A 20284-nucleotide genomic window follows, 5' to 3' on the forward strand; every position below is an offset into this window, starting at 1 on the left:
CGTTCAGACCCCGCGAAGGACCCCGCTCATGACTGAGACCTCGCCTCCTCCCGTACGCGACGACCAGGAGCCGTCCGGCTCCGCGCTCCCCGCCATCGAGCTCACCGGTGTGGTGAAGGAGTACCACGCGCGCGGGGAGAAGGTGGCCGCGGTCCGCGGGATCGACCTGGCGATCGGGCAGGGGGAGTTCTTCTCCCTGCTCGGTCCGTCTGGGTGCGGCAAGACCACCACCATGCGGATGATCGCCGGGTTCGAGGAGCCCACCGGCGGCGAGGTGCTCCTGAACGGGAAACCCGTCACCGACGTACCCGCCAACAAACGCGACGTCAACATGGTCTTCCAGTCGTACGCGCTCTTCCCGCACATGAGCGTGTTCGAGAACGTCGCGTTCGGACTCCGGCGCAAGGGCGTCGGCAAGGACGAGATCCGCACCCGCGTCGGCGCCATGCTGGACATCGTGGACCTGGCCGGTCGCGAGAAACGCAGGCCGGGCGAGCTGTCCGGCGGCCAGCAGCAACGTGTCGCGCTGGCCCGCGCCCTGGTCAACCGGCCGCGCGCGCTCCTGCTCGACGAGCCGCTCGGCGCGCTCGACCTCAAACTGCGGCAGCACATGCAGGTCGAGCTCAAACGCATCCAGCGCGAGGTCGGCATCACGTTCGTGTACGTCACGCACGACCAGGGCGAGGCGCTCACGATGTCGGACCGGATCGCGGTCATGAACGACGGCCGCATCGAGCAGCTCGGCTCACCCCGGGAGATCTACGAGCGCCCCGCCAGCAAGTTCGTGGCGGGCTTCATCGGCACGTCCAACCTGCTCTCGGGCGAGGTCGGCGAGGTGCGCGACACCGACGCGATCATCGCCTACGGAGGCGACGGGCAGATCGTGGTACCGCTGGACGGCCGCGCCGCGGCGCCCGGCGACCGGCTCGAACTGACCGTGCGGCCCGAGAAGATCGAGATCGCCACGCAGCCACCCGGCGGCAACGGCGGCAGCGGCGGCAGCGGCGGCTCGCGGGTGCGCGCGACGGTGGCCGAGGTGGTCTACCTCGGCACGTCCACCAACTACATCGTCACCACCACGGCGGGCGACGACGTCACGGTCTTCCTGCAGAACGCGACGAACGCCGACGACATCGCCGGACGTGGCGACGACGTCTGGCTGTCGTGGGAGCCGCGCCACTCCTACGCGATCGGCGCGTCATGACCCGTCCGGACATCGACCCCGCGTTCATCCGCGGCATGACGACACGGCGCGGCGCGCTCCGGTTGTTCGGCGCGTCCGCCGCCGCGCTCGCCCTGAGCGCGTGCGGCATCCCCGGGCAAGGTGGCCGCGGCAAGATCAACCAGGCGCAGATCGACGCGTTCTGGAAGGGCAAGGGCCGCAAGGGCAGCATCAACTGGGCCAACTGGCCCGGTTACATGGAGGACGACCGGGCGACCATCAAGGCGTTCACCAAGGAGACCGGCATCCAGGTGGCCTACAAGGAGGTCATCCAGGAGGCGGCGGAGTGGTTCGGCAAGATCCAGGCGCCGCTCGCCGCGAACCAGTCGATCGGCTTCGACCTGATGGTGGTCACCAACGGCATCCAGACGACCAAGCTCATCGAGCTCGGCTATCTGGCGCCGCTCGACCACAAACGCCTGACCAAGTTCGCCCAGTACGCGGGGCAGAAGTTCCAGAACCCGCCGTACGACCCCGGCAACGCCTTCACCATCCCGTACGTGTCCGGGGTGACCGGCATCGCCTACAACACCAAGTACGTCAAGGAAGAGATCACCAGCATCGCCCAGCTCTTCGACCCCAAGTACAAGGGCCGGATCGGCATGATGGGCGACTCGCAGGAACTCGGCAACTTCGGCATGTTCGCCCTCGGGATCGACCCCGAGAAGTCCACGCCGAAGGACTGGGAGAACGCCGCGCGCAAGCTCCGCGACCAGCGCGACCAAAAGATCGTCCGCAAGTACTACGAGCAGAACTACATCGACGCCGTCACCAAGGGCGACGTGTGGCTGACGATGGCCTGGTCCGGTGACGTCTACTCGCTGGCCAGCGACGACGTGAAGTTCGTGGTGCCGCGCGAGGGCGGCACGATCTGGACGGACCTGATGATGATCCCGAAGACGGCCGCCAACCCGGTCGACGCGCTCACGCTCATGGACTGGCTGTACGACCCGCGCCGGAACGCCACGCTCACCGAGTACATCAACTACGTCACCCCGGTGCCCGAGACCAAGAAGTTCGTCGCCGCCGACGCCGCCGCGGCGAAGGGCGAGGACAAGGCGGATCTCGAACGGCTCAGCAGCAGCCCCCTGGTCTACCCGTCGGACGCCGACCTGGCCAAGCTGCGCACCTACCGCGTCCTCACCCAGCAGGAGGAGACGCAGTACCAGAAGATCTTCCTCCCGATCGTGCAAGGGAGCTAGCGATGCGTCGTTTCAAGAATGCGCTGACGCCCTATCTGCTGATGCTCCCCGCCGGCTTCTGGCTGCTGGTCTTCTTCGCGATCCCGCTGGTCTACATGGCCTCGGTGTCGTTGATGACCGGGAACCTGATCGACGGTTGGAAGCTCACCTGGCACTGGCAGAACTACACCGAAGGCCTCGACCTCTACGGCGACAAGCTGGTCCGGTCGCTCTGGTACGGGCTGATCGCGACGGTGGCCTGCATCGTCCTGGCATATCCGGCGGCGTACTGGATCGCGTTCAAGGGCGGCAGGCACAAGTCGACCTGGCTGTTCTTGCTGCTGCTGCCGTTCTTCGTGTCGTTCGTGCTGCGCACGATCTCCTGGAAGCTCGTGCTGACCGACAACGGGCCGATCCTGGGGCCGCTGAAGAGCTGGGGGTTGGTGCCGGACGACTTCCACGTGCTCGACAGCGGCTTCGCGGTCATCTCCGGGCTGACGTACAACTTCCTGCCGTTCATGGTGCTGCCGATCTACGTGGCGCTGGAACGCATCGACTACCGGACCATCGAGGCGGCGTACGACCTGTACGCGGGCCGCGTCGAGGTGTTCCGGCGGGTGGTGCTTCCGCTGTCGCTGCCGGGGGTCTTCGCCGGGGTCATCATGACGTTCGTCCCGGTCACCTCCGACTACGTCAACGCGCAGGTCCTCGGCGGGCCGGGCAACACGATGATCGGCAACGTGATCCAGGCCGAGTACTTCACCAACAGCAACTACCACACGGCCTCGGCGCTCTCGTTCACGCTGATGGCGCTGCTCCTGATCGGGATCTTCGCGTACGCGCGGGCCCTCGGCACCAAGGACGTCTTGGAGGCGGCAGGACGATGACGACCACGATCTCCGCCCCGCCACCCGTCGCCGCGCCGCGGCGCCGCCGTCGCCGGCCACTCAAGGGCCGCGGCCTGCATCTCTACACGATCGTGCTGGTCGGCTGGCTCCTCGTGCCGATCGCCGTGATGATCCTCTTCGGCTTCAACGACACCCACACCAAGCAGAACTTCGAGTGGGAGGGCTTCACGCTCAAGTGGTACGTCCATCTGTTCGACAAGAAGGACCTCACCACCGCGCTGATCAACTCGCTCACCATCGCGCTGCTCACCACACTGATCGCGACGGTGCTCGGGACCCTGCTCGGGCTGGCCATCGGGCGGCACCGGTTCCGCGGCCAGGGCATGGCCAACCTGGTGTTGTTCGCCGCGATCTCCTGTCCCGAGATCGTCATGGGCGCCTCGCTGCTGTCGATGTTCGTGGCGACCGAGACGCCGCGCGGCTACCTGACCATCCTGGCCGCGCACGTGATGTTCTCGGTGTCGTTCGTGGCGATCACGGTCCGGGCGCGGGCGGTCGGCATCGACCCGTCGGTCGAGGAGGCGGCGCGTGATCTCGGCGCGGGACCGCTCACCACGTTCCGGCTGGTCACCCTGCCGATGATCATGCCGGGAGTGCTGGCCGGCGCGCTGCTGGCGTTCGCGTTGTCGGTGGACGACTTCATCATCACCAACTTCACCAGCGGCGCCACCCAGACGTTCCCGCTGTGGGTCTGGTCCTCCACCCGCACCGGCACCCCGCCCCAGGTCAACGTCATGGGCACGCTGATCTTCGCCGTCGGGGTACTGCTCGCGGTCATCAACATCGTCGCCGCCCGGCGCCGCGCCCGCCACACCTGATGAACGCGCTGACGTCGCTCGCCGAGGCCGAGCCGGCCCCGTACTGGCTACAGGATCGCGCCCGCCCCGAGGCGGGCGCGGCCCTGGTCGGCCGGGAGACCTGCGACCTCGCGGTGGTGGGCGGCGGCTACACCGGCCTGTGGGCGGCGCTGCGCGCCAAGGAACGCGATCCGTCGCTGGACGTGGTGGTACTGGAGGCGGACCGGATCGGCGCTGCCGCCTCCGGCCGCAACGGCGGCTTCTGCGCGGCCAGCCTGACGCACGGGCTCGGCAACGGCATGGAACGCTGGCCGGGGGAGATGGCCGAGCTCGAACGGCTCGGCCACGAGAACCTCCAGGACATCGGCGCCACCCTGACCCGGTACGGCATCGACGCCGAGTGGGAGCTCACCGGCGAGCTGAACGTCGCCACGCAGGACTGGCAGGTCGCCGGGCTGGCCGAAGACGCCGAGGCGGCCAGAGCGCTCGGCCGCGCGCCGATCCTCCTCAGCGCCGATGAGGTCCGCAAGGAAGTCGACTCACCCACGTACCTCGGCGGCCTCTGGGATCGCGACGGCGTTGCGATGGTGCACCCCGCCAAGCTCGCCTGGGGACTCGCCGACGCGTGCCGCTCTCTCGGCGTCCGCATCTACGAGAACACCCGGGTCACGGGACTGCGGAGCGGCTCCCGGCTGCGTTTGTCCACGCCGTACGGCGCGGTGGTGGCCGGCAAGGTCGCCCTCGGCACCGGTGTCTTCCCGCCGCTCCTGAAGCGTCTCCGGCACTTCCTGGTGCCGGTGTACGACTACGCCCTGGTGTCCGAGCCGCTGAGCACGGAGCAGCGTGAGGCCATCGGCTGGACGCACCGGCAGGGGCTCGGCGACAGCGCCAACCAGTTCCACTACTACAGGCTGACCGCCGACGACCGGATCCTGTGGGGCGGCTACGACGCGATCTACCACTTCGGCAACGAGATCCACGCCGAGCTCGAACGGCGGCCCGCCACGTTCGCCACCCTGGCCGAGCACTTCTTCACGACCTTCCCGCAGTTGGAGGGCCTCCGGTTCAGTCACGCGTGGGGCGGGGTGATCGACACCTGCAGCCGCTTCTGCGCGTTCTTCGGCACGGCGCACGGCGGGCGCCTCGCGTACGCCGTCGGCTACACGGGGCTCGGCGTGGGGGCGACCCGGTTCGGCGCGGACGTCATGCTCGACCGGCTCGGGGTCGGCCTGGCTCCGGGGGAGGAGACCGAGCGCACCCGCCTCCAGATGGTGCGTTCGAAGCCGGTGCCGTTCCCGCCGGAGCCGCTCCGCTACGGGGTGATCGAGCTGACCCGCCGGGAGATAGCCCGCGCCGACCGCAACGAAGGCCGCCGGGGGCTCTGGCTGCGCACGCTCGACCGCTTCGGCCTCGGCTTCGACTCCTGAGGCGCCACGCCCTAGTCCGGCGACGCGTCCTCGGCGCCGAAGATGACCGAGGAGACCTCAAGGTAGAGCTGCTCGGGGTACGGCATGTAACCGACGTTGCGGAGGGCCTGCTTTTGGCCCGCCGACTCCATCACGAACTCGCCGTACCCCAGCATGCGCCCGGCGAGCGACCGTTCCAGCGCGATGTCGGTGACCTTGGCGAGCGGCATCATGGCGACCGAGCGGTTGAGCACGCCGCTGATCACCATCACCCGGTGCTCGGTGACCAGGAAGAACTCGAGCGACCAGGCGATGACCTTCCAGACCAGGTAGCCGAGCACGAGCAGCCACAACCACCAGACCCAGGTGACGCTGAGCGCCGCCCCGGCGAAGCCGGCCAGGATCAGGCCGCCGACGACGAGCGAGACGGGGAGCAGCAACACCGCGGGATGCCGCCGGACCGCGATCACGCGCCCCTCGTACGACATCAGGTACCTGTCGACGGTCCGCGAGCCCGCGTCGCGGAACACCATCATGTCTTGCATGTTCACGGCGGCACCCTTGTCATGATCCGGTGACTTCAAACGGTAGCCGACCGGGCGGGCCTCCGCAGTCCCCGCGAGGTCAGAAACCGACGCCCGGCGACAGGGTTGTGTAAACGGTCTTGTGCGCGCCGGTGCGAGACCACAAGATGTTGCTCATGGACGGCGCTCAGCGGGCTGCCCCGGGTCCGGCTCTGGACGACGGCTCTGCGGGCGCTCGCGGCCCCCAAGGGGAATTCGTCCCGGACGTCACGGGGCGTCCCGTCTGGCGGTTGCTCCTGCGCGGGCTCGGCGTCTACCTGCCGGGCTGGCAGATTCCGGGCGGCGCGCTGCGCGTGTCCGAAGGACCGGCTGAGATGGGCCTGAACGGCTTCGGGCCGCCCGCGTTCCTCAACGGCGACGCCGGGTTCGGGCTGCACCTGCCGGTCCGGCGACGGGGCCTCGAACCGGACCGGGAGATCTACGTGCGCGGCCGCGACGACCCGAGCTTCGGCATCGTCATCGCCGGCCCCGCGGCGGCGATCGGCACCCGGATCGTGGACGCCGGGGAGCTGCTGCGGTACGCGCGCAAGCTCACCTTCGAGGAGCTCTTCGACACCAATGACGCCGACTCGGTGCCCTACGCCGTGCGCGCCGCGAAGGCCGTGGAGAATGTGGTCTTCCTCGACCGCGCCACGGGCATCGGCCTGTGCGCGGAGGTCGACCAGGTGACGGGCGCGGTCACCTGCCCGGTGTTCGTCCAGCTCGGCGGGCCCAGCGAACGGACCGTGAGGGCCTACGGGGTGGCGGCCCAGGCGGTGAGATCCCACAACTGATGGGTCGGGAGCCGGCGCAGCCGTACGGTGGCCGCGGCCGGGTCCCAGTAGACCTCGTCGCTCTCCAGCTCCAGCGACTGCGGCGGGGTCAGCACGGCGCACAGCAGCTCGTCCCGGGCGCGTACGGCCATGAGCGGGCCGATCTGCGCCACGGCGCCCGTGCTCTCGTGGAGCGTGCGCAGCAACGCCTTGAGCGCAGCCTCGTCCTCCGGTGCCCGCGGCGGCTCGACCCCGGGCGGCAGGATGGGCCGGCCGCGTGACAGGCCGTTGCCGTTGTGGGGGAGGTCGGCGCCGGTCGAGATCAGCAGGGCGGTGAAGCCGCCCGCGAGATCCTCCATGTTGTGCCCGGCGAGGAAGTAGCGCCGCCGCTCCGGTGTCCCCGGCGTCGAGCCGTTCGGGCCCTCCATCGTGCGGAACCGGATGTTGAGGCGGGCCGTGCGGACGCACCGCTCGTAGACCTCGGTGAGGATGTCGTCCAGCTGCTCGTCCCGGGTCCACAGCCGGCCGGTCGCCGTCACGGCGGCGGCGTCGCCCTCGCCGCCGCGCGGCTGGCCGGTGAGCGAGGAGGCGACCGCCTCGTCCAGCTCGCCCTCGGTGAACTGGAGCAGCTCGGTGACGACGTCCTCCACGTCTTCGAGCGTCCGGGTGAGCGTGCGCTGCAGCTCCAGGATCTCGGTGCCGCTGCGTTCGAGGTCGGACAGCCGGTCGAGTGCGGCGTCGACCTTGCCCTCGACCGCGGCCGTGCCCGCCCGGGTGACCGACCGCACCGACGTCTCGACCTCGGCCAGCTTGCGGCGCAGCGCGGCCAGCGTGACCCGCTGCTTCTCAAGGTCGTGCAGGCGGGTGGCCTGGACCCGCAGGTAGCCGTCGGCCTGGTGGACGAGCGCGGCGAGCTCCTCGACCTGACCGGTGTTCTGCCGCAGCCGGGAATCGAGCGCGGGCAGCACGTCGCGCTTGACCTTGGACAGCTCGGCGGTGAGCTGCTCGCCGACCGTCACCAGCACGGTGTTCTGCTTGCTGACCTGGTCGTTCAGCTCGTCGATCCGGCGGACGAACGCGCGCGCCTGGTCCTTGCTCTGCTTCCCGGCGTAAAGTTCGAGCGCCCCCACGACGACGCACATCACCACCAGGATGACCGTCGTCATGGTGCTCCTCGAACCTCTCGCCGGTCGGGTGGTTATTACCGGAAATGCTTTTGTTCGCGACCATAACGTACGATCAATCGCCGGAAGTGCCACTTGCGTAACCGACTGATCTCAGTACCCCCGGTTACTCGCACCCCTCGAACTGGGGGACCGTCGTCGTGTATTTGAGGCCTACGGGGGCGAACCACTTGCGCAGAAGCCCCTGCGCCGTCCCGTCCTGGTACATGTCGGTGATCGCCTTGTTGACCGTCGCGCAGCCGTCCGCGTCGCCGAGCCGCATGCCGATGCCGTAGTTCTCGTCCGAGATCGGCGCGTTCACGATCTTGGGCGTCCCGCCTTGGGCGCCGCCGCTCTTGGCGGCCTGCGCGGCGAGCCCGGCGAGGATCAGGTCGTCGGTGGACACGGCGTCGACCGTGCCCTTGGTCAGCTTGTCGAGGCAGTCGGCGTAGCCGGTGGCCGGCACCAGCTTCGCGGCGACGCCCTTCTCCTTGGTGACGCGCTCGTAGGAGACCGAGCCCTCGACCTTGCAGAGGTTGCGGTCCTTGAGTTCGCGCACGTTCCTGATGGGGCTGTCACCACGGACCAGCACGTCCTGGTGGGCGATGTAGTAGGGCCCGGCGAACGTCACCTCGGCCTTGCGGTCCGGTGTGATCGAGTAGCTGGCCACGACGAGGTCGACGTCCCCGTTCTTGATCATCTGCTGGCGGGTTCCGGACGTCACCTCCTTGAACGTGACGTTCCCGCCGGTCACGCCGAGCCGCTTGGCGACCTCCCGGGCGATGTCGATGTCGAAACCCTCGTAGCCGCCGCCGGGCGTGCGGGCGCCGACTCCGGGCTGGTCCTTGTTGACTCCGATGACCAGCTGGTCCTTGTCCGCCACCGAGTCCTCCTCGGCGGTGGCGATGCCACAGGCGGAGGCCCCGAGGACGGAGGCGGCCGCCAGGGCGGCGGTCCCGATCCGACGTCCGCGCATTCTCAGCTCCTTCACCGCGCCCTTCCTCGCCACGCCATTCCTCACTGCGTCCTTCCTCACCGGTACTCCGACAGCCGGGGACGGACGCCGACCAGCACCAGCGCGACCAGCAGCAGCCCCGCGACCGGGATCACGATGTTCCAACCGGCGGTGCCGTCGTCGCCCTTCTTGATCGCGTCGTCGAACGCGGTCTGGTGGATCTTGATGAGCTCGTTCAGGGCCAGGTCGTACTTGCCGAAGGACGAGTCGGGCCTGGCCAGCCGCTCGGTGATCGCCTGCTGCCGCCGGTTGTTCGCCACCAGGGAACGGAGAGCACTGTCATCCCGCTGGTACGCGCGGTACGTGGTGAAGACGGAGCCGAGGGCGGCGTCCTGGCCGGGCAGCGAGGTGCGGCTGGACTCCGTGCCCAGGAAGCCGAGGTACTCCCGTTCGCGACCCGGTGTCTGCACGGCCGCGCTGTACTGCGCGAGGCTGTCCGCCTTCACGTAGAGGATGGTCTGCGACTTGCTGAGGAAGATCTGCTCGTAGGTGTCGGCACGAACCGGGTCGAGCAGGAACCTCGTCTGGTCGGCATTGGCGCTGTTGCCGATGGCGCGGGCCCGCGACAGCGCGAGGATGGAGTCGAAGCCGTCCTCCTTGGCCTTGCGCAGCTGATCAGCCTGGCCGCCCAGCATCGTGAAGCTCACGCCCACCAGCACCAGCGTGGCGACCGTGGCCAGTGCCAGGGCGGGGTTGAGCATCCGCCGGAAGCGCGCGGCGAGGAAGAGCTGCAATCCGCCGAGCAGCACCAGCAGGACGATCCCGGTGAGCAGCACCCAGAGCCTGCCGTCCGAGACGGCGTTCTGCTTGTCCTCGTACGTGTGGCGGACGAGGGTGCCGTTGTCGAGCGTCAGGTTGTACGCCTTGGGCAGCAGGTCGAGCTTCATCAGGTCGGTCGCCTGCCGGTAGACCTTCAGTACGGGCTCCGGCGGCGTTCCCGCGGTGTGCGGAGTCTGCTGGTCGAGCAGCAATGCCTGCCCGGCCAGGCCTTCGTAGCGGGCCATCGCGTCGAGCAGCTCGCGCGCGGTGCGTTTCTCGGTGTCATCGTCGGCGAGCCTGGCCGCCTGGAGCAACGCGGTGCCCGCGCCGCGGCGGCTGTTGTCGTAGTCGCGAAGCGCCTGGTCACGCTTGGCGCCGAGATTCGGCGTGCGGCCGATCAGCAGCGCGTCGGCCAGCCGTGCGTCCATGTTGATGAGCTGGGTGTACAGGTCGCCGGTGGCGACGACCTGCCGCCCCGCGTCGTGCCCGATGACCCGGACGCCGTCGCGCGCGTCGCCGACCGCGGCCCAGGTGACCGCGAGCAGCCCGGCCAGCGCGATGAGGACCAGCACCGTGAGGGCGCGGATCCGGCTCGCGATGGTCCGTGGGACCAGCCGCGCGGCGCCGGTGCGCGGCTCGCTGCGCGCGGCGGGGCGGCCGGGCAGCGCGGGCGCGGTGGTCTGCCGCGGCGCCGGCGCCGTGCCCGGTGGCGGCCCGGGGGGTGGCGGGCCTGCCGAGGGAGCCTGGTGTACGGCCGTCATGTCGCCTCGCCTCTCCGCAGCGTGATGGTGGTCCAGGCGCCCACGTGGATGCGGTCGCCGTCGCCGACCGGGATCTCGACGTTGTACGGGATGGGCTCGGTCGCGCCGTTGAGGCACGTGCGGTTGGTCGAGCCCGGGTCGACCAGGGTCCACGTGCCGTCCGGCTTGGCCAGCAGGACCGCGTGGACGTGGGAGACGCCCGGATCCTCGGGCGGCTCGCGCAGGTCGATCTCCGGCGTGCCCTGCGAGGAACTGCGCCGCCCGATGCGCACCTGCTGCGCGGCCAGAGGGATCCGTCGTTCGGGGTAGTACGGGGGGAACGCGAGGTTCCCGGAGTCGGGCCCTTCTTCAGCGACGATCGTCGCGAAGTAGTCGCGGTCGGCGTTCACCAGGGCCACCCAGCCGGTGCCAGGGGCGGCTGCTCCTGGTGGGGCTCCTGCCGCCGCGCCCGTGGACCCGCCTGGCGCAGACGCTCCGTGCGCGGACCCGCCAGACACGGGTGCTGCGGGCGCGGACCCGCCTGGTGCGGGTGCTCCAGGCGCGGGCCCTGACATGCGAGAGGCCCTTTCGACGGTGGCGTCACGACTCGCCGCTCCAGTGGGCGGGCCGGCGTGCGCGGCGGGTGGGGAGGCGGGCTCTCCGGTGGCTCGTCGTTGAAGTTCCTCGGGCGGGATCTGGCGTGACGGCCCCGTCGCGTGCGGGGAATCCGGGTGCGGCGGCTGGGTGACGATCACGGGCGTGGGCTTGCCGCCCCCGGTCGCGAAGTCGTACCCGCACTCCTCGCAGAACCGGTCGCTCGACGGCGTCCCGCAGTCGGGGCACGGCGTCCCGGGCGCCGACCCCACCGCGTGCATCTGCATGGTCGACCTGGGCGCGCCGGTCTGCGGTGGCGCGCCGGTCGCCGCCGCCGGGGCGCCGATGCGCTCGCCGCAGACGTCGCAGTAGTCGGTCGCGCCGGAGGTGTGGCCGGCCGGGCAGGTCGCCATCGTCACCCCTCGCCCTTCCGTGTACGGACGGTCTTGGTCGACCGCGTGTCCAGGGACATCTCGTCGGCCTTCTCGACGTTCTTCTTCAGCCGCACGGTGCCGGTCGCCGGATCGACCACGTCCACGACCTTGCGCAGCAGCGAGGTGATCTCGTCGTTGCCCGCCACCTCGGCGAGCTGCACGGCGCGGCCGAGGCGCGCGGTGGCCGTGTCCTCGTCGCCGTCCTTGCGGGCCTGCAGGCCCTGCTGGATGGCGTCGGCCAGCTCCGCCTGCCCGGTGTAGTGCGCGACGCGCGGATTGATCCGGGTGGAGGCCGCCTCATCGTCGGTCCACTGGACGAGGACGTTGCCTGTCGCCAGGACCTGGTCCTCGGCACCGGCGGCGCCCGGCACCACGAGCTTGACCCAGCCGGCGCGGAGCTCCTTGCCGACCTCGCCCGGTGGCACCTCCACGCAGATGTGGTAATCGCGGCTCTCCGCGCCCCACGCGCCGAGCGGATAGTCGCCCGCCTGCGGTCCCGACTCGGTGCGCTTGCCGGTGAGGTCCGCCACCGTCGGCATCACCTGCTTGACGAAACGCAGCTTGGCGGTCTGCGGCGTCCACACGCGCAGCGCGACGTCGGCGACCGCCTTGCCCATCGCGGCCTCGGTCATCGCCTGGAAGTCGGCGACCAGGCCCTGCGGGTCGGCGACGATCCCGATGCTGCCCAGCAGCGCCGACGAGACCTTGCGCAGCTCGGCGACCTCCCAGTCGGTGCCGACGCCGCGGCAGTCGCACACGAACCGGCCGGTGCAGCGGTAGAGCACCGCGTCGAGCTCCTCGGCGGTCTCATGCTGGTTCTTGCCGTCGGTGAGCAGGATGGCGTGCCGGATGCCCTCCTGGTGTGCGTCGAAGAGCTGGTCGGCCAACCGCAGCCACGAGCCGATCGCCGTGCCGCCCTGGGCCTGCAGGCGGCTCAGCGCCTGCTTGGCCTGCTGCCGCGTGGTGGCATCCGCTCGTACCAAGGTGGTCTGCTGCGGGAAGACCATCTTCGCGGTGTTCGCGCCCGAGATCACCGCGAAGAACACCCCGTCGCGGAGCGTGTCGACCGCGACCTGTGCTGCCGCGATGGCCGCGCGCAGCTTGGTGTCGGGGTACGACATGGAGCCCGAGGTGTCGATGATGATGACCTCGGCGGCCGAGGCCGGCTGCGAGACCCCGGTGGGCGATCCGGTCGACTCGACCGACACGACCGCGTGGACCTCGCGGCCCCCCTCGGGCAGATACTTGTTCTGATCGATCTTGATGCTGAACTGCGGCTGATCGCTCATGTCGCTCATGGGGCATGCTCCGTGTTAGGCGTGACCGGGTCGGGGGCGACCGTGCCGGGGGCTACCGGGATGACGGCCACCGAGATGTTGTCGCGGCCTCCCGCATCGAGGGCGAACCGGACCAGCGTCCGCGCCGCGCCGAGGGGGTCGAGGGCCGGGTCGCACGCCGCGCCGGCCAGGACGGCGGCCAGGTCCTGGGGCTTGGGCGCGTAGTTCCACAGGCCGTCGCTGCAGACCAGCACGGCACCGGGGCCGTCAGGGGTGAACGTGCGGACCCGCGGCCGTACCTCGTCGGCGTCCGCGCCGAGCCAGGCCGTGATGACGTGCGCGTTGGGGTGCGCCTCGGCCTCGGCCTCCGTCAGCGCGCCCTCGGCGACCATGAAGGCCGCCCACGAGTCGTCCTCGGTAAGTTGCTCGGACGCCGCGTCCGACTCGCCGCTGCCCAGCCAGTAGGCACGGCTGTCGCCGACCCAGCCGACGGTCACGGCGGGGATCCCGGTCGCCGGGTCCGCGTACGTCAGGGCCGACACGTACGTGCACGAAGGAGCGTCGGAAGGTGACTCGGCAAGCGCCGCGACGGCCTCGGCTGCCTTGAGTGCGGCGTCGCACGTGGCTTCCTCCGGAGCGGCGCCGGATCCGAAGCGGGCGGCGAGCTCGGCCACGCCCGTCTCGGCGGCGGCGCGGGAGGCGTCGTCTGGATGGGGAGAGGATCCAACGCCGTCGCAGACCACCGCGGCGATCCCAGCGGAGTGGGCCGCGATGGCGAGAGAGTCCTCGTTGCGGGCGTAGCGGCGGCCTCGGTCGCTGGCTCCTGCCGCCACACTGCCCGCGAGCTCGATCTCGATGTGGTCGCGTTCGGCTGGCTGCCGCATGCCGCAGTGTTCGCAGTAACCGTCGGCATCGATCGCGGTGGCACCGCATTCGGTGCAGGCGGGCTTCGGCGACTTCGGCTCGGTCCGCCGGGTCGGGCGGGTCCCCGGGCGACCGCCCGGCATGACCTTCCCGGTGACGCCCTCACGCGCCACCCGCCCGGCCTGTACAGCCGCCGTGGCCTCCGCGGTCAGGGGATGCCCGCAGGCTTCGCAGAACCCCTCGCCCTCGAAGACCGCCTCCCCACAGTTGGGACAAGACAGCTTCGGTGCCTCCACCACGTTCTGGTCCTCCGTCAAAGCAGGGTCCTCGGACGTACGGCGTTGGCGCGGTCGATGAGGAGGCGCCGGTCCTCCTTGTCACGTGAGTGCTGGGCCAGCGCGCGGTACTCGTCCTCCAGGACGCGGCGCAGCGCGGCCGCGTCGGTGAGCGGGGCGCCGAAGAGCGTCCCGCCCTGCACGTTGCCGTGCTGGGAAGGACCATGGTGTGAGGCGGGCAGGCTCAGCCACGCCAGGGCGGCCTCCAGCACCTCGGCGACGAGCCGTGCGCGCCGTTCACCCTCCAGGTCGAGGCGGCTCAGCCGCTCACCCGCGCCGGCCAGCTCGGCCGCCGTCAGGTCATTGACCGCACGGCCGCGCACGACCGTGGCCACTGCCGCCACCTGCGCGGGCAGATACCGGATGGAGGTCTTGGGCACCGAGTCGAGCACGGCGACCGCCGCCGCCCGGTTGCCCGCCTTGAGATGGATGCGGGCGAGGGCGAACGCGGCGTTGATGTAGGACTGGTCGGTGCGCCAGACGGTCTCGTACAGCCGGATGGCCTCGCCAGGCGCCCGTTCCTCCAGGCAGTACGCCAGCGCCAGCTTGGGCGCCGCCTCGCCGGGGAGCAGCGAGTAGAGCCGGTCGAACTGCGGCTGCGCCTTGTCCAGGTATCCCTCCGCGAGCGTGGCGAGCGCGCGGTACCAGTCGACCCGCCAGTCGTCGGGACGTTCCGCCGCCACTTGGTCGAGGAACGCCCGCGCGGCGGGGAAGTCGCCGAGCTCGATGCGAACGCGGGCCAGCGTCAGCGAAATCTCGGGCGTCTGCTGCGGCGCGTTCGCGATCGTGGCGGCGAGCTGGGCGGGCTCCAGGGCCGTCAGCCCAGCGAGGAACCCGGCCGCAGGGTCGGATCCGTCCACCAGCGGGACGGGCAGCGAAGCCGCCGCGGCGGCGCGGGAGAGCGGCGGCAGCGCCGTGTCGTCGTTGCCCGGCCGGGTCGTGTCGGTGCCCGGGGCGAACCGCTCCGGCCCGAACAGCCCCGACGTGGCAGGGCGGGCGTACCCGTCCTCGGCGGCCAGCACCTCGCGCAGCACACCGGTCAGCTGGTCGGCCATCTCGGCCGCGTCGTGGAACCGCAGCGCCGGGTCGCGGTGCGTCGCGCGCCGCAGGAACCGGTCGTACGACTCGTGCCGCATCAGCAGCGGGACCTCGGTGCGCGGGGGCAGCGCGTCGGCGAACTCGCTGGTGAACCGGGCGAACCGGAAGCTCAGCACCGCCAGCGCCCGGCCCACCGTGTAGAGGTCGGAGCTGATCGACGGCCCGGCGTCGGCGATCTCGGGGGCCTGGTAGCCGACCGTGCCGAAGATCGCGCCGTCCTGGTCGTCCAGCCGCCGCACCGCGCCCATGTCGATCAGACGCAGCTGCTCCTCGCTCTGGATGACGTTGTCCGGCTTGAAGTCGCAGTAGACGAGGCCCTGCGAGTGCAGGTATCCGAACGCCTGGAGCACCTCCAGGGCGTACGCGATGGCCTGGCCGAGGGGGAGCGCGTCCTCGCCCTGCTGCTTGCGCCGCTGCTGGAGGATGTCCTTGAGCGACTGGCCGCCGACGTACTCCATGACGATGTAGCCGGAGCCGCCGTGCTGCACGAAGTTGTAGATCTTGACGATGTTGGGGTGCTCGACCTCGGCGAGGAACGCGCGTTCCGCCGCAGCCGCCGCCAGCGCGTCGGCGTCGCCCGAGTCCAGCAGGCCCTTGAGCACCACCCACCGGTCGCTGACGTTCTTGTCCTTGGCCAGGTAGATCCAGCCGAGGCCGCCGTGCGCGAGGCAGCCGAGCACCTCGTACTGGCCGCCGACCAGGTCGCCGGGGGCGAGCTTGGGTGTGAACGAGTATCCGGCGCCGCACTTGGCGCAGAACCCTTCCGTACGGCCGGGCCGGTCGCCCTTGGCGCGCCCGACGGGTTCACCGCAGCCGCTGCAGAAGCGGCGGTTTTCGGCGACCTCGGGATTGGCGAGAATGGCCGTGGACGGGTCGCGATAGGGCACCCGCGGCACCTCGACGAGCCCCGCGCCGAGAGCCCCCCGGCGTCCGGACGAACGCGACGAGCCGGTGCGGCTGCTACCCGTTCTGACACTGCCCGTGGCGAAGCTTCCCGATGGAAGGCTTCCGGACGGAAGGCTTCCTGACGATGCGCTGCCCGAAGTTACGGGATACGAGGCGGGAGTGCCCGACGAGGGAGGCATACCGCAGACGTCGCAGTAGCCGTCTTGCAACGTTCCGGTGCATCCAGGCTGGGCGCACCGGCCTGGCGCGGCCATCGGCGGGGCAGCCGCTGCGGGCGGAGCGGGCGCGCTCACGGCCGCTGGGGGGTTGCCGCAGACGTCGCAGTAACCGTCCTGGAAGCTGCCCGTACAGCCGGGCTGGGTGCACTTGTCAGCGGGCGCCAAACCTGACTGTTGGGGCATGCCGCATATGACGCAGTAGCCGTCTTCGATGGTTCCGGAACAGTCCGGCGCACCGCATTGATTCATCCGTCCGATCCCTTCGCCCGCGATGAGATGGCCTGCTGGTAACCCGACAGCGTCACGGTCGCCTTCCGCAGGTCACAGGGAGATGTCCAGAGGAGCTCACGGGCCTCCTGGTAACGGCGTGTGAGCTCGGCGTCCTCGGCCAGGCCGAGCCGCGCGGCCTTGACACGGTAGGCGTCGAGCCGGCCGCGAAGCTCCTCGCGCCGGTCCAGCAGTCCGGTGATGAGGGCGTGGTCGTTCCGCGCCTGCTGGAAGGCGGTGGCGGCGGCGCGTTCGAGATCGCCGACACGTTCCGCCAGATCGCTCCAGCGGCGCGCGTCCCGCAGGACCCGCAGCGCCGACAGCCGGTCGGCGAGCGCGGCCGAACGGGCGGCCAGGTCCGGGAGCACCGGCGATGCGATCTTGATGAGGACCTGGTCGCGGGCCTCACGGGCCGCCGCCTCGGCCTGGCGCACCTGGTCGACGGCCGCCGCGGCGCGGGCGATCCGCGTGTCCGAGTCGTCCCGGAAGGCCGCGGCCTCGCCCAGCCTGCGCCGGAGCTCGATCAGGCCGGTACCGGCCGCCTGCAGCCGGGAGATGTCGACGTGGCCGCCTTGCTCGAACGAGAGCGGATCGGTGCGCACGGCGGCGGCCAGGCCGTCGAGCTCGCGGCCGATGCGGTCGAGCTCGGGATCGGGCCCGCCGAGGGACGCCGCCAGCTCGTGCACGGTTCTGCGGTCCGCCTCGACCTGGGCGAGCGCCGCCAGCAGCTCCGACCAGACCGCGTCGACCGCGGCCACCATCTGCGCGGCCTCCTCGAACAGCGGGGTCATCCGTTGGACGACCTCGCCGAGGGTCAGCTTCTCGCCGGTCGGCGAGGAGAGCAGCGTGCGCCGTTCGATCGGCACCTCTTCGACCGGAAGCTCGACCGACGGCCCGGTGAGCAGCCGGGTCAGCTCGGCCAGTTGCGCCTGGCCGGGACGTGAGTGGCGGGCGCGCAGCTCCTCAGCCGCGGCCAGCGTGCCGCCGTAGTGGTCGAACAGGCTCCACAACATGGTCATCCGGGACTGCAGCTCCGCCTGCCGCCGGGCGGTCTCGCCGGTGACCGCCGCCCCGTTCAGCAGCCGGTGCCCCTGGTGGCCCTCCAGGTCGAGAAGGGCGAGGCTGATGCGCTCCTTCTCGTCCCGAAGGCTCCGCAGGGCCCGGTCCACGTCGTCGCGGTTCATCAGCGGTCGCCTGGTACCGGCAGCATGCACATCTAGCCCCCGATTCCCCCGGATTGTGCACTTTTGAAGATTCAGTTTCCCGTATGTGCAGGGTCGGGCTCAAGGCCTCCAAAATGTCAGTGTTCGAACGTATGATCGAACCATGGCGAACGTTACGACGTACCCCGGCAAGACACACCGCACCGACGGCGCCGCACTGACCGCCGCCGAGATCGCCGCCCTGGCGCTCTCGCTCGCCCACCTCGGCGCTGGGCCGCAGGCCACCACCGCCCGCCGGGCCCTGGGCCACCTCATCGACACCGACAGCCACGACGACGTCGTCACCGCCACGCTGGCCACCCTCACCCGCCCGCTCGACGCCTCCACCGCCGACCGCGCCCGCGTGGTGGCCGCCGCCATCACCGAGCACCGCGTCGTCCGCCTCTGCTACGGCGACGCGGGCGCCAACGTCACCATCCGCGAGGTGGAGCCCGTCACCTGCCTCGTCCACCGCGACCACTGGTACCTCGTCGGCTGGTGCCGCATGCGCCGCGGCGTCCGTGCCTTCCGCTTCGACCGCATCCTGGCCGTGGAGTCCACCGGTCTCCCGGCCCGCCCCCGCCGCGCCGAGCGCTACCTGCCGTTCCAGCGCCGCACGGCCGCCGCCGCCTGATCCCTCCCGCCGCGAGGTGGGCGACACCGAGGTCGCCCACCTCGCCACGGCGGGCACGCCGTACGCCCGCTCACTCGTAGAACGAGTCCACGGCCGGCTGCCCGGTGTAGTTGGGCCCGGCCTTGTCATCCGCGCCCAGGTAGCGGTAGGGAAACCGCACGTCGCGGCGACCCGTCAGGCTGATGCGCCGCCGCCGCGGGTCGTACTCGAAGCCCTGCTCGCGGAGCCTCGTGGAGACCCGCCCCGGTGCGCGGACACTGCGGACATCGAGGTCGGCGACGAAGCGGCCGTCGTCGGACAGCCACGACGCGACGCGGGCGAGAAGCCCGAGCTTGTCGCCGACATAGTGCAGACCGTGGACACACGTGATCAGGTCGAACGGGGCGTCCGGGGTCCAGTCGGCGACCGACGCGGTGAGCAGGGTCAGGTTGGGCGGGTGGACGGCCCTCAGGAAGTGGTCGACGAGGTCGACGCCGACGATCTCGGTTCGGGGGAGCAGCGGGGCGGCTTCGAGGAGGGCCCGGCCGGAGCCGCAGCAGAGATCAAGCCAGCGGGCCGGGGCGGCGGCGAGGAGGTCGAGCCCGAGTTCGCGGGAGTAGCTCTTGAGAGGGCGCTCGCGGTTCATGGCGTTGTTGGCCACGACCGAGGAGCGTTCGAGTGCGGCGTCGTCCAGGAGCATGATGACATTCTCAGCCGGGCCGGTGGTGGCCCGGGCACGCTACGGCTCCTCGGCCGTCCCTGACGTCTGGGCGATGGCTTCGGCGACCACGGCTGTCACGTCGTGGGCGCGCGTGAAGACCTGCCGTTGCCATTGGGCGCCGTTGCCCCGTTCGAGAAGCTTCCGGAGGAGCCTCTGGACCGTGTCGAGGTCCCCGGAGGCGGTGAGCGCCGGGGTGAGGTGGTCGACGAGGGCCTGCACGACCGCCTGGGCGGGCGCCGGGCGCCTGGTGACAGGGTGGACGAGATCGTCCAGCAGCCCGGAACGGCTCGCCCGCCAGACGGCCAGCTTGAGCAGGTCGGTCCGTACCCGGTCGGGCGGGATGCCGGCCCGCCAGGCCTGCACGGCGGTGTTGACCATCGCCCGGACCAACGCGGCGATCAGGACGGTGTCGTCGGCGTGGAGGCAGACGTCGGAGATCCGGACCTCCACGGTGGGGTAGTGCCGGGACAGCCGGGCGTCGAAATAGATCATGCCCTCGTCCAGCAGCGCGCCGCTGTCCAGCATGGCCTCGACCGCGGCCCGGTAGCCCTTGGCCGACTCGAACAGCTCGGTCGGGCCACTGGACGGCCAGCGCCCCCAGACCTGCTGGCGCCAGCTGTGATATCCGGTGTCGCGCCCCTGCCAGAACGGGGAATTGGCGCTCAACGCCAGGAGCGGCGGCAGCCACAGCCTGATCCGGTCGAGGACGGCGACGCCCTCGTCGGGTGAGTCCACGTTCACGTGGACATGGCAGCCGCAGGTGAGCTGCTCGTCAGCGGTCTGCGCGTACGCGTAGGCCATACGCCGATACCGCAGCGAGGGAGTGATCGACGGGTGCACGGGGACCGGCGAGGTCGCGAGCGCCACCACCGCCGCGCCGACGCCCCTGGCGGCCTCCGCGGCCGCCTGCCGCCCGCCCCGTATGTCGTCCGCGAGCTCGGCGAGGGAGGCGCGAGGTGCGGTGCCGGTCTCAAGTTGCTCGCGTTGCAGCTCGGTTTCGAAAGGCTCGGCTCTCTTGCTGGAGAGCGTGACGCCGGCGTGATCCTTCGCGTACTTGATCACGGCGCCCGAAACCGCCTGAGGTGCCCCGCTCACCGGGTCGACGAGCAAGAGTTCCTCTTCCACCCCGATAGTGCGCAGTTCGTGATGTGCCACTGTCCTGTTGTGCCCGCCGTAGCCCGGAAGGTGCATCCCAGAGCCCACCGGTTACCGAGTGCCGTTCGGTTTA

Annotated in this window: 18 protein-coding genes; 7 read left to right on the forward strand and 11 right to left on the reverse strand. The window is 70.7% G+C overall.

Going from position 1 to position 20284, the window contains the following annotated elements:
- Positions 1-28 precede the first annotated feature (28 nt).
- From ACH34W_RS34470 to ACH34W_RS34490, 5 genes are read left to right on the forward strand one after another with little or no spacing between them, the layout of a single operon-like run.
- A complete protein-coding gene (locus ACH34W_RS34470; RefSeq protein WP_395965330.1) occupies positions 29-1204 on the forward strand; it encodes an ABC transporter ATP-binding protein in 1176 nt (391 codons plus the stop codon).
- Positions 1201-2424 carry a PotD/PotF family extracellular solute-binding protein gene (locus ACH34W_RS34475; RefSeq protein WP_395965331.1) on the forward strand — a complete coding sequence of 408 codons (1224 nt, stop codon included), beginning with the start codon at positions 1201-1203 and terminating at the stop codon, positions 2422-2424. Before ACH34W_RS34470 ends, ACH34W_RS34475 begins: the two co-directional genes overlap by 4 nt.
- 2 nt (positions 2425-2426) lie before the next feature.
- Positions 2427-3290: an ABC transporter permease gene (locus ACH34W_RS34480; protein WP_395965332.1), complete on the forward strand. Its 864-nt coding sequence runs from the start codon at positions 2427-2429 to the stop codon at positions 3288-3290.
- Positions 3287-4129, forward strand: a complete 843-nt coding sequence (locus ACH34W_RS34485; RefSeq protein WP_395965333.1) for an ABC transporter permease — start codon at positions 3287-3289, stop codon at positions 4127-4129. The genes ACH34W_RS34480 and ACH34W_RS34485 overlap by 4 nt, the downstream gene beginning before the upstream one ends.
- A complete protein-coding gene (locus ACH34W_RS34490; RefSeq protein WP_395965334.1) occupies positions 4129-5535 on the forward strand; it encodes an NAD(P)/FAD-dependent oxidoreductase in 1407 nt (468 codons plus the stop codon). Before ACH34W_RS34485 ends, ACH34W_RS34490 begins: the two co-directional genes overlap by 1 nt.
- Before the next feature lie 11 nt (positions 5536-5546).
- Here ACH34W_RS34490 and ACH34W_RS34495 read toward each other — a convergent pair whose 3' ends face one another.
- Positions 5547-6059 carry a PH domain-containing protein gene (locus tag ACH34W_RS34495; RefSeq protein WP_395965474.1) on the reverse strand — a complete coding sequence of 171 codons (513 nt, stop codon included), beginning with the start codon at positions 6057-6059 and terminating at the stop codon, positions 5547-5549.
- Between the two features lie 155 nt (positions 6060-6214).
- Between ACH34W_RS34495 and ACH34W_RS34500 the strand changes: the two genes are divergently transcribed.
- A complete protein-coding gene (locus ACH34W_RS34500) occupies positions 6215-6871 on the forward strand; it encodes a hypothetical protein (protein ID WP_395965335.1) in 657 nt (218 codons plus the stop codon).
- On the opposite strand, the gene ACH34W_RS34505 is transcribed toward ACH34W_RS34500, so the two are convergent.
- The 8 genes from ACH34W_RS34505 to ACH34W_RS34540 all read right to left on the reverse strand — a co-directional run bounded on the left by ACH34W_RS34505 (position 6832) and on the right by ACH34W_RS34540 (position 17704).
- Positions 6832-8016, reverse strand: a complete 1185-nt coding sequence (locus ACH34W_RS34505; protein ID WP_395965336.1) for a hypothetical protein — start codon at positions 8014-8016, stop codon at positions 6832-6834. The two genes, ACH34W_RS34500 and ACH34W_RS34505, sit on opposite strands and share 40 nt — an antisense overlap.
- Before the next feature lie 124 nt (positions 8017-8140).
- Positions 8141-8989 (reverse strand): glutamate ABC transporter substrate-binding protein, encoded by an 849-nt coding sequence (locus tag ACH34W_RS34510; RefSeq protein WP_395965337.1) that lies wholly within the window; start codon positions 8987-8989, stop codon positions 8141-8143.
- Between the two features lie 56 nt (positions 8990-9045).
- Positions 9046-10548 carry a hypothetical protein gene (locus ACH34W_RS34515; protein ID WP_395965338.1) on the reverse strand — a complete coding sequence of 501 codons (1503 nt, stop codon included), beginning with the start codon at positions 10546-10548 and terminating at the stop codon, positions 9046-9048.
- Positions 10545-11534 carry an FHA domain-containing protein gene (locus tag ACH34W_RS34520; RefSeq protein ID WP_395965339.1) on the reverse strand — a complete coding sequence of 330 codons (990 nt, stop codon included), beginning with the start codon at positions 11532-11534 and terminating at the stop codon, positions 10545-10547. The genes ACH34W_RS34515 and ACH34W_RS34520 overlap by 4 nt, the downstream gene beginning before the upstream one ends.
- A 2-nt stretch (positions 11535-11536) precedes the next feature.
- Positions 11537-12844, reverse strand: coding sequence for a VWA domain-containing protein (locus tag ACH34W_RS34525; RefSeq protein WP_395965475.1), 1308 nt, complete (start codon positions 12842-12844; stop codon positions 11537-11539).
- A gap of 5 nt (positions 12845-12849) precedes the next feature.
- Positions 12850-14013 (reverse strand): protein phosphatase 2C domain-containing protein, encoded by a 1164-nt coding sequence (locus tag ACH34W_RS34530; RefSeq protein ID WP_395965340.1) that lies wholly within the window; start codon positions 14011-14013, stop codon positions 12850-12852.
- Positions 14010-16436 carry a tetratricopeptide repeat protein gene (locus ACH34W_RS34535; RefSeq protein ID WP_395965341.1) on the reverse strand — a complete coding sequence of 809 codons (2427 nt, stop codon included), beginning with the start codon at positions 16434-16436 and terminating at the stop codon, positions 14010-14012. Before ACH34W_RS34535 ends, ACH34W_RS34530 begins: the two co-directional genes overlap by 4 nt.
- Before the next feature lie 62 nt (positions 16437-16498).
- Positions 16499-17704, reverse strand: a complete 1206-nt coding sequence (locus ACH34W_RS34540; protein WP_395965342.1) for a hypothetical protein — start codon at positions 17702-17704, stop codon at positions 16499-16501.
- 142 nt (positions 17705-17846) lie between these two features.
- On the opposite strand from ACH34W_RS34540, the gene ACH34W_RS34545 reads away from it, so the two are divergent.
- Positions 17847-18356, forward strand: coding sequence for a helix-turn-helix transcriptional regulator (locus ACH34W_RS34545; protein WP_395965343.1), 510 nt, complete (start codon positions 17847-17849; stop codon positions 18354-18356).
- A 70-nt stretch (positions 18357-18426) separates the two neighbouring features.
- Here the strand turns inward: ACH34W_RS34545 and ACH34W_RS34550 are convergent, their stop codons facing one another.
- Both ACH34W_RS34550 and ACH34W_RS34555 read right to left on the reverse strand, forming a co-directional pair.
- Positions 18427-19035, reverse strand: coding sequence for a class I SAM-dependent methyltransferase (locus ACH34W_RS34550; protein WP_395965344.1), 609 nt, complete (start codon positions 19033-19035; stop codon positions 18427-18429).
- 39 nt (positions 19036-19074) lie between these two features.
- Complete coding sequence (locus ACH34W_RS34555; protein WP_395965345.1) at positions 19075-20247, reverse strand: glutamate--cysteine ligase; 1173 nt, start codon at positions 20245-20247, stop codon at positions 19075-19077.
- Positions 20248-20284 lie beyond the last annotated feature (37 nt).

The sequence above is a fragment of the Actinomadura sp. 6N118 genome (assembly GCF_044326415.1).
GTDB lineage: Bacteria > Actinomycetota > Actinomycetes > Streptosporangiales > Streptosporangiaceae > Spirillospora.

Bases quoted from the DNA above. Each gene is read 5' to 3' on its own strand.
- ACH34W_RS34470 (WP_395965330.1), top strand. From the start codon at position 29: ATGACTGAGACCTCGCCTCCTCCCGTACGCGACGACCAGGAGCCGTCC.
- ACH34W_RS34475 (WP_395965331.1), top strand. From the start codon at position 1,201: ATGACCCGTCCGGACATCGACCCCGCGTTCATCCGCGGCATGACGACA.
- ACH34W_RS34480 (WP_395965332.1), top strand. From the start codon at position 2,427: ATGCGTCGTTTCAAGAATGCGCTGACGCCCTATCTGCTGATGCTCCCC.
- ACH34W_RS34485 (WP_395965333.1), top strand. From the start codon at position 3,287: ATGACGACCACGATCTCCGCCCCGCCACCCGTCGCCGCGCCGCGGCGC.
- ACH34W_RS34490 (WP_395965334.1), top strand. From the start codon at position 4,129: ATGAACGCGCTGACGTCGCTCGCCGAGGCCGAGCCGGCCCCGTACTGG.
- ACH34W_RS34495 (WP_395965474.1), bottom strand. From the start codon at position 6,059: ATGCAAGACATGATGGTGTTCCGCGACGCGGGCTCGCGGACCGTCGAC.
- ACH34W_RS34500 (WP_395965335.1), top strand. From the start codon at position 6,215: ATGGACGGCGCTCAGCGGGCTGCCCCGGGTCCGGCTCTGGACGACGGC.
- ACH34W_RS34505 (WP_395965336.1), bottom strand. From the start codon at position 8,016: ATGACGACGGTCATCCTGGTGGTGATGTGCGTCGTCGTGGGGGCGCTC.
- ACH34W_RS34510 (WP_395965337.1), bottom strand. From the start codon at position 8,989: ATGCGCGGACGTCGGATCGGGACCGCCGCCCTGGCGGCCGCCTCCGTC.
- ACH34W_RS34515 (WP_395965338.1), bottom strand. From the start codon at position 10,548: ATGACGGCCGTACACCAGGCTCCCTCGGCAGGCCCGCCACCCCCCGGG.
- ACH34W_RS34520 (WP_395965339.1), bottom strand. From the start codon at position 11,534: ATGGCGACCTGCCCGGCCGGCCACACCTCCGGCGCGACCGACTACTGC.
- ACH34W_RS34525 (WP_395965475.1), bottom strand. From the start codon at position 12,844: ATGAGCGATCAGCCGCAGTTCAGCATCAAGATCGATCAGAACAAGTAT.
- ACH34W_RS34535 (WP_395965341.1), bottom strand. From the start codon at position 16,436: ATGCCCCAACAGTCAGGTTTGGCGCCCGCTGACAAGTGCACCCAGCCC.
- ACH34W_RS34540 (WP_395965342.1), bottom strand. From the start codon at position 17,704: ATGAACCGCGACGACGTGGACCGGGCCCTGCGGAGCCTTCGGGACGAG.
- ACH34W_RS34545 (WP_395965343.1), top strand. From the start codon at position 17,847: ATGGCGAACGTTACGACGTACCCCGGCAAGACACACCGCACCGACGGC.
- ACH34W_RS34550 (WP_395965344.1), bottom strand. From the start codon at position 19,035: ATGCTCCTGGACGACGCCGCACTCGAACGCTCCTCGGTCGTGGCCAAC.
- ACH34W_RS34555 (WP_395965345.1), bottom strand. From the start codon at position 20,247: ATGCACCTTCCGGGCTACGGCGGGCACAACAGGACAGTGGCACATCAC.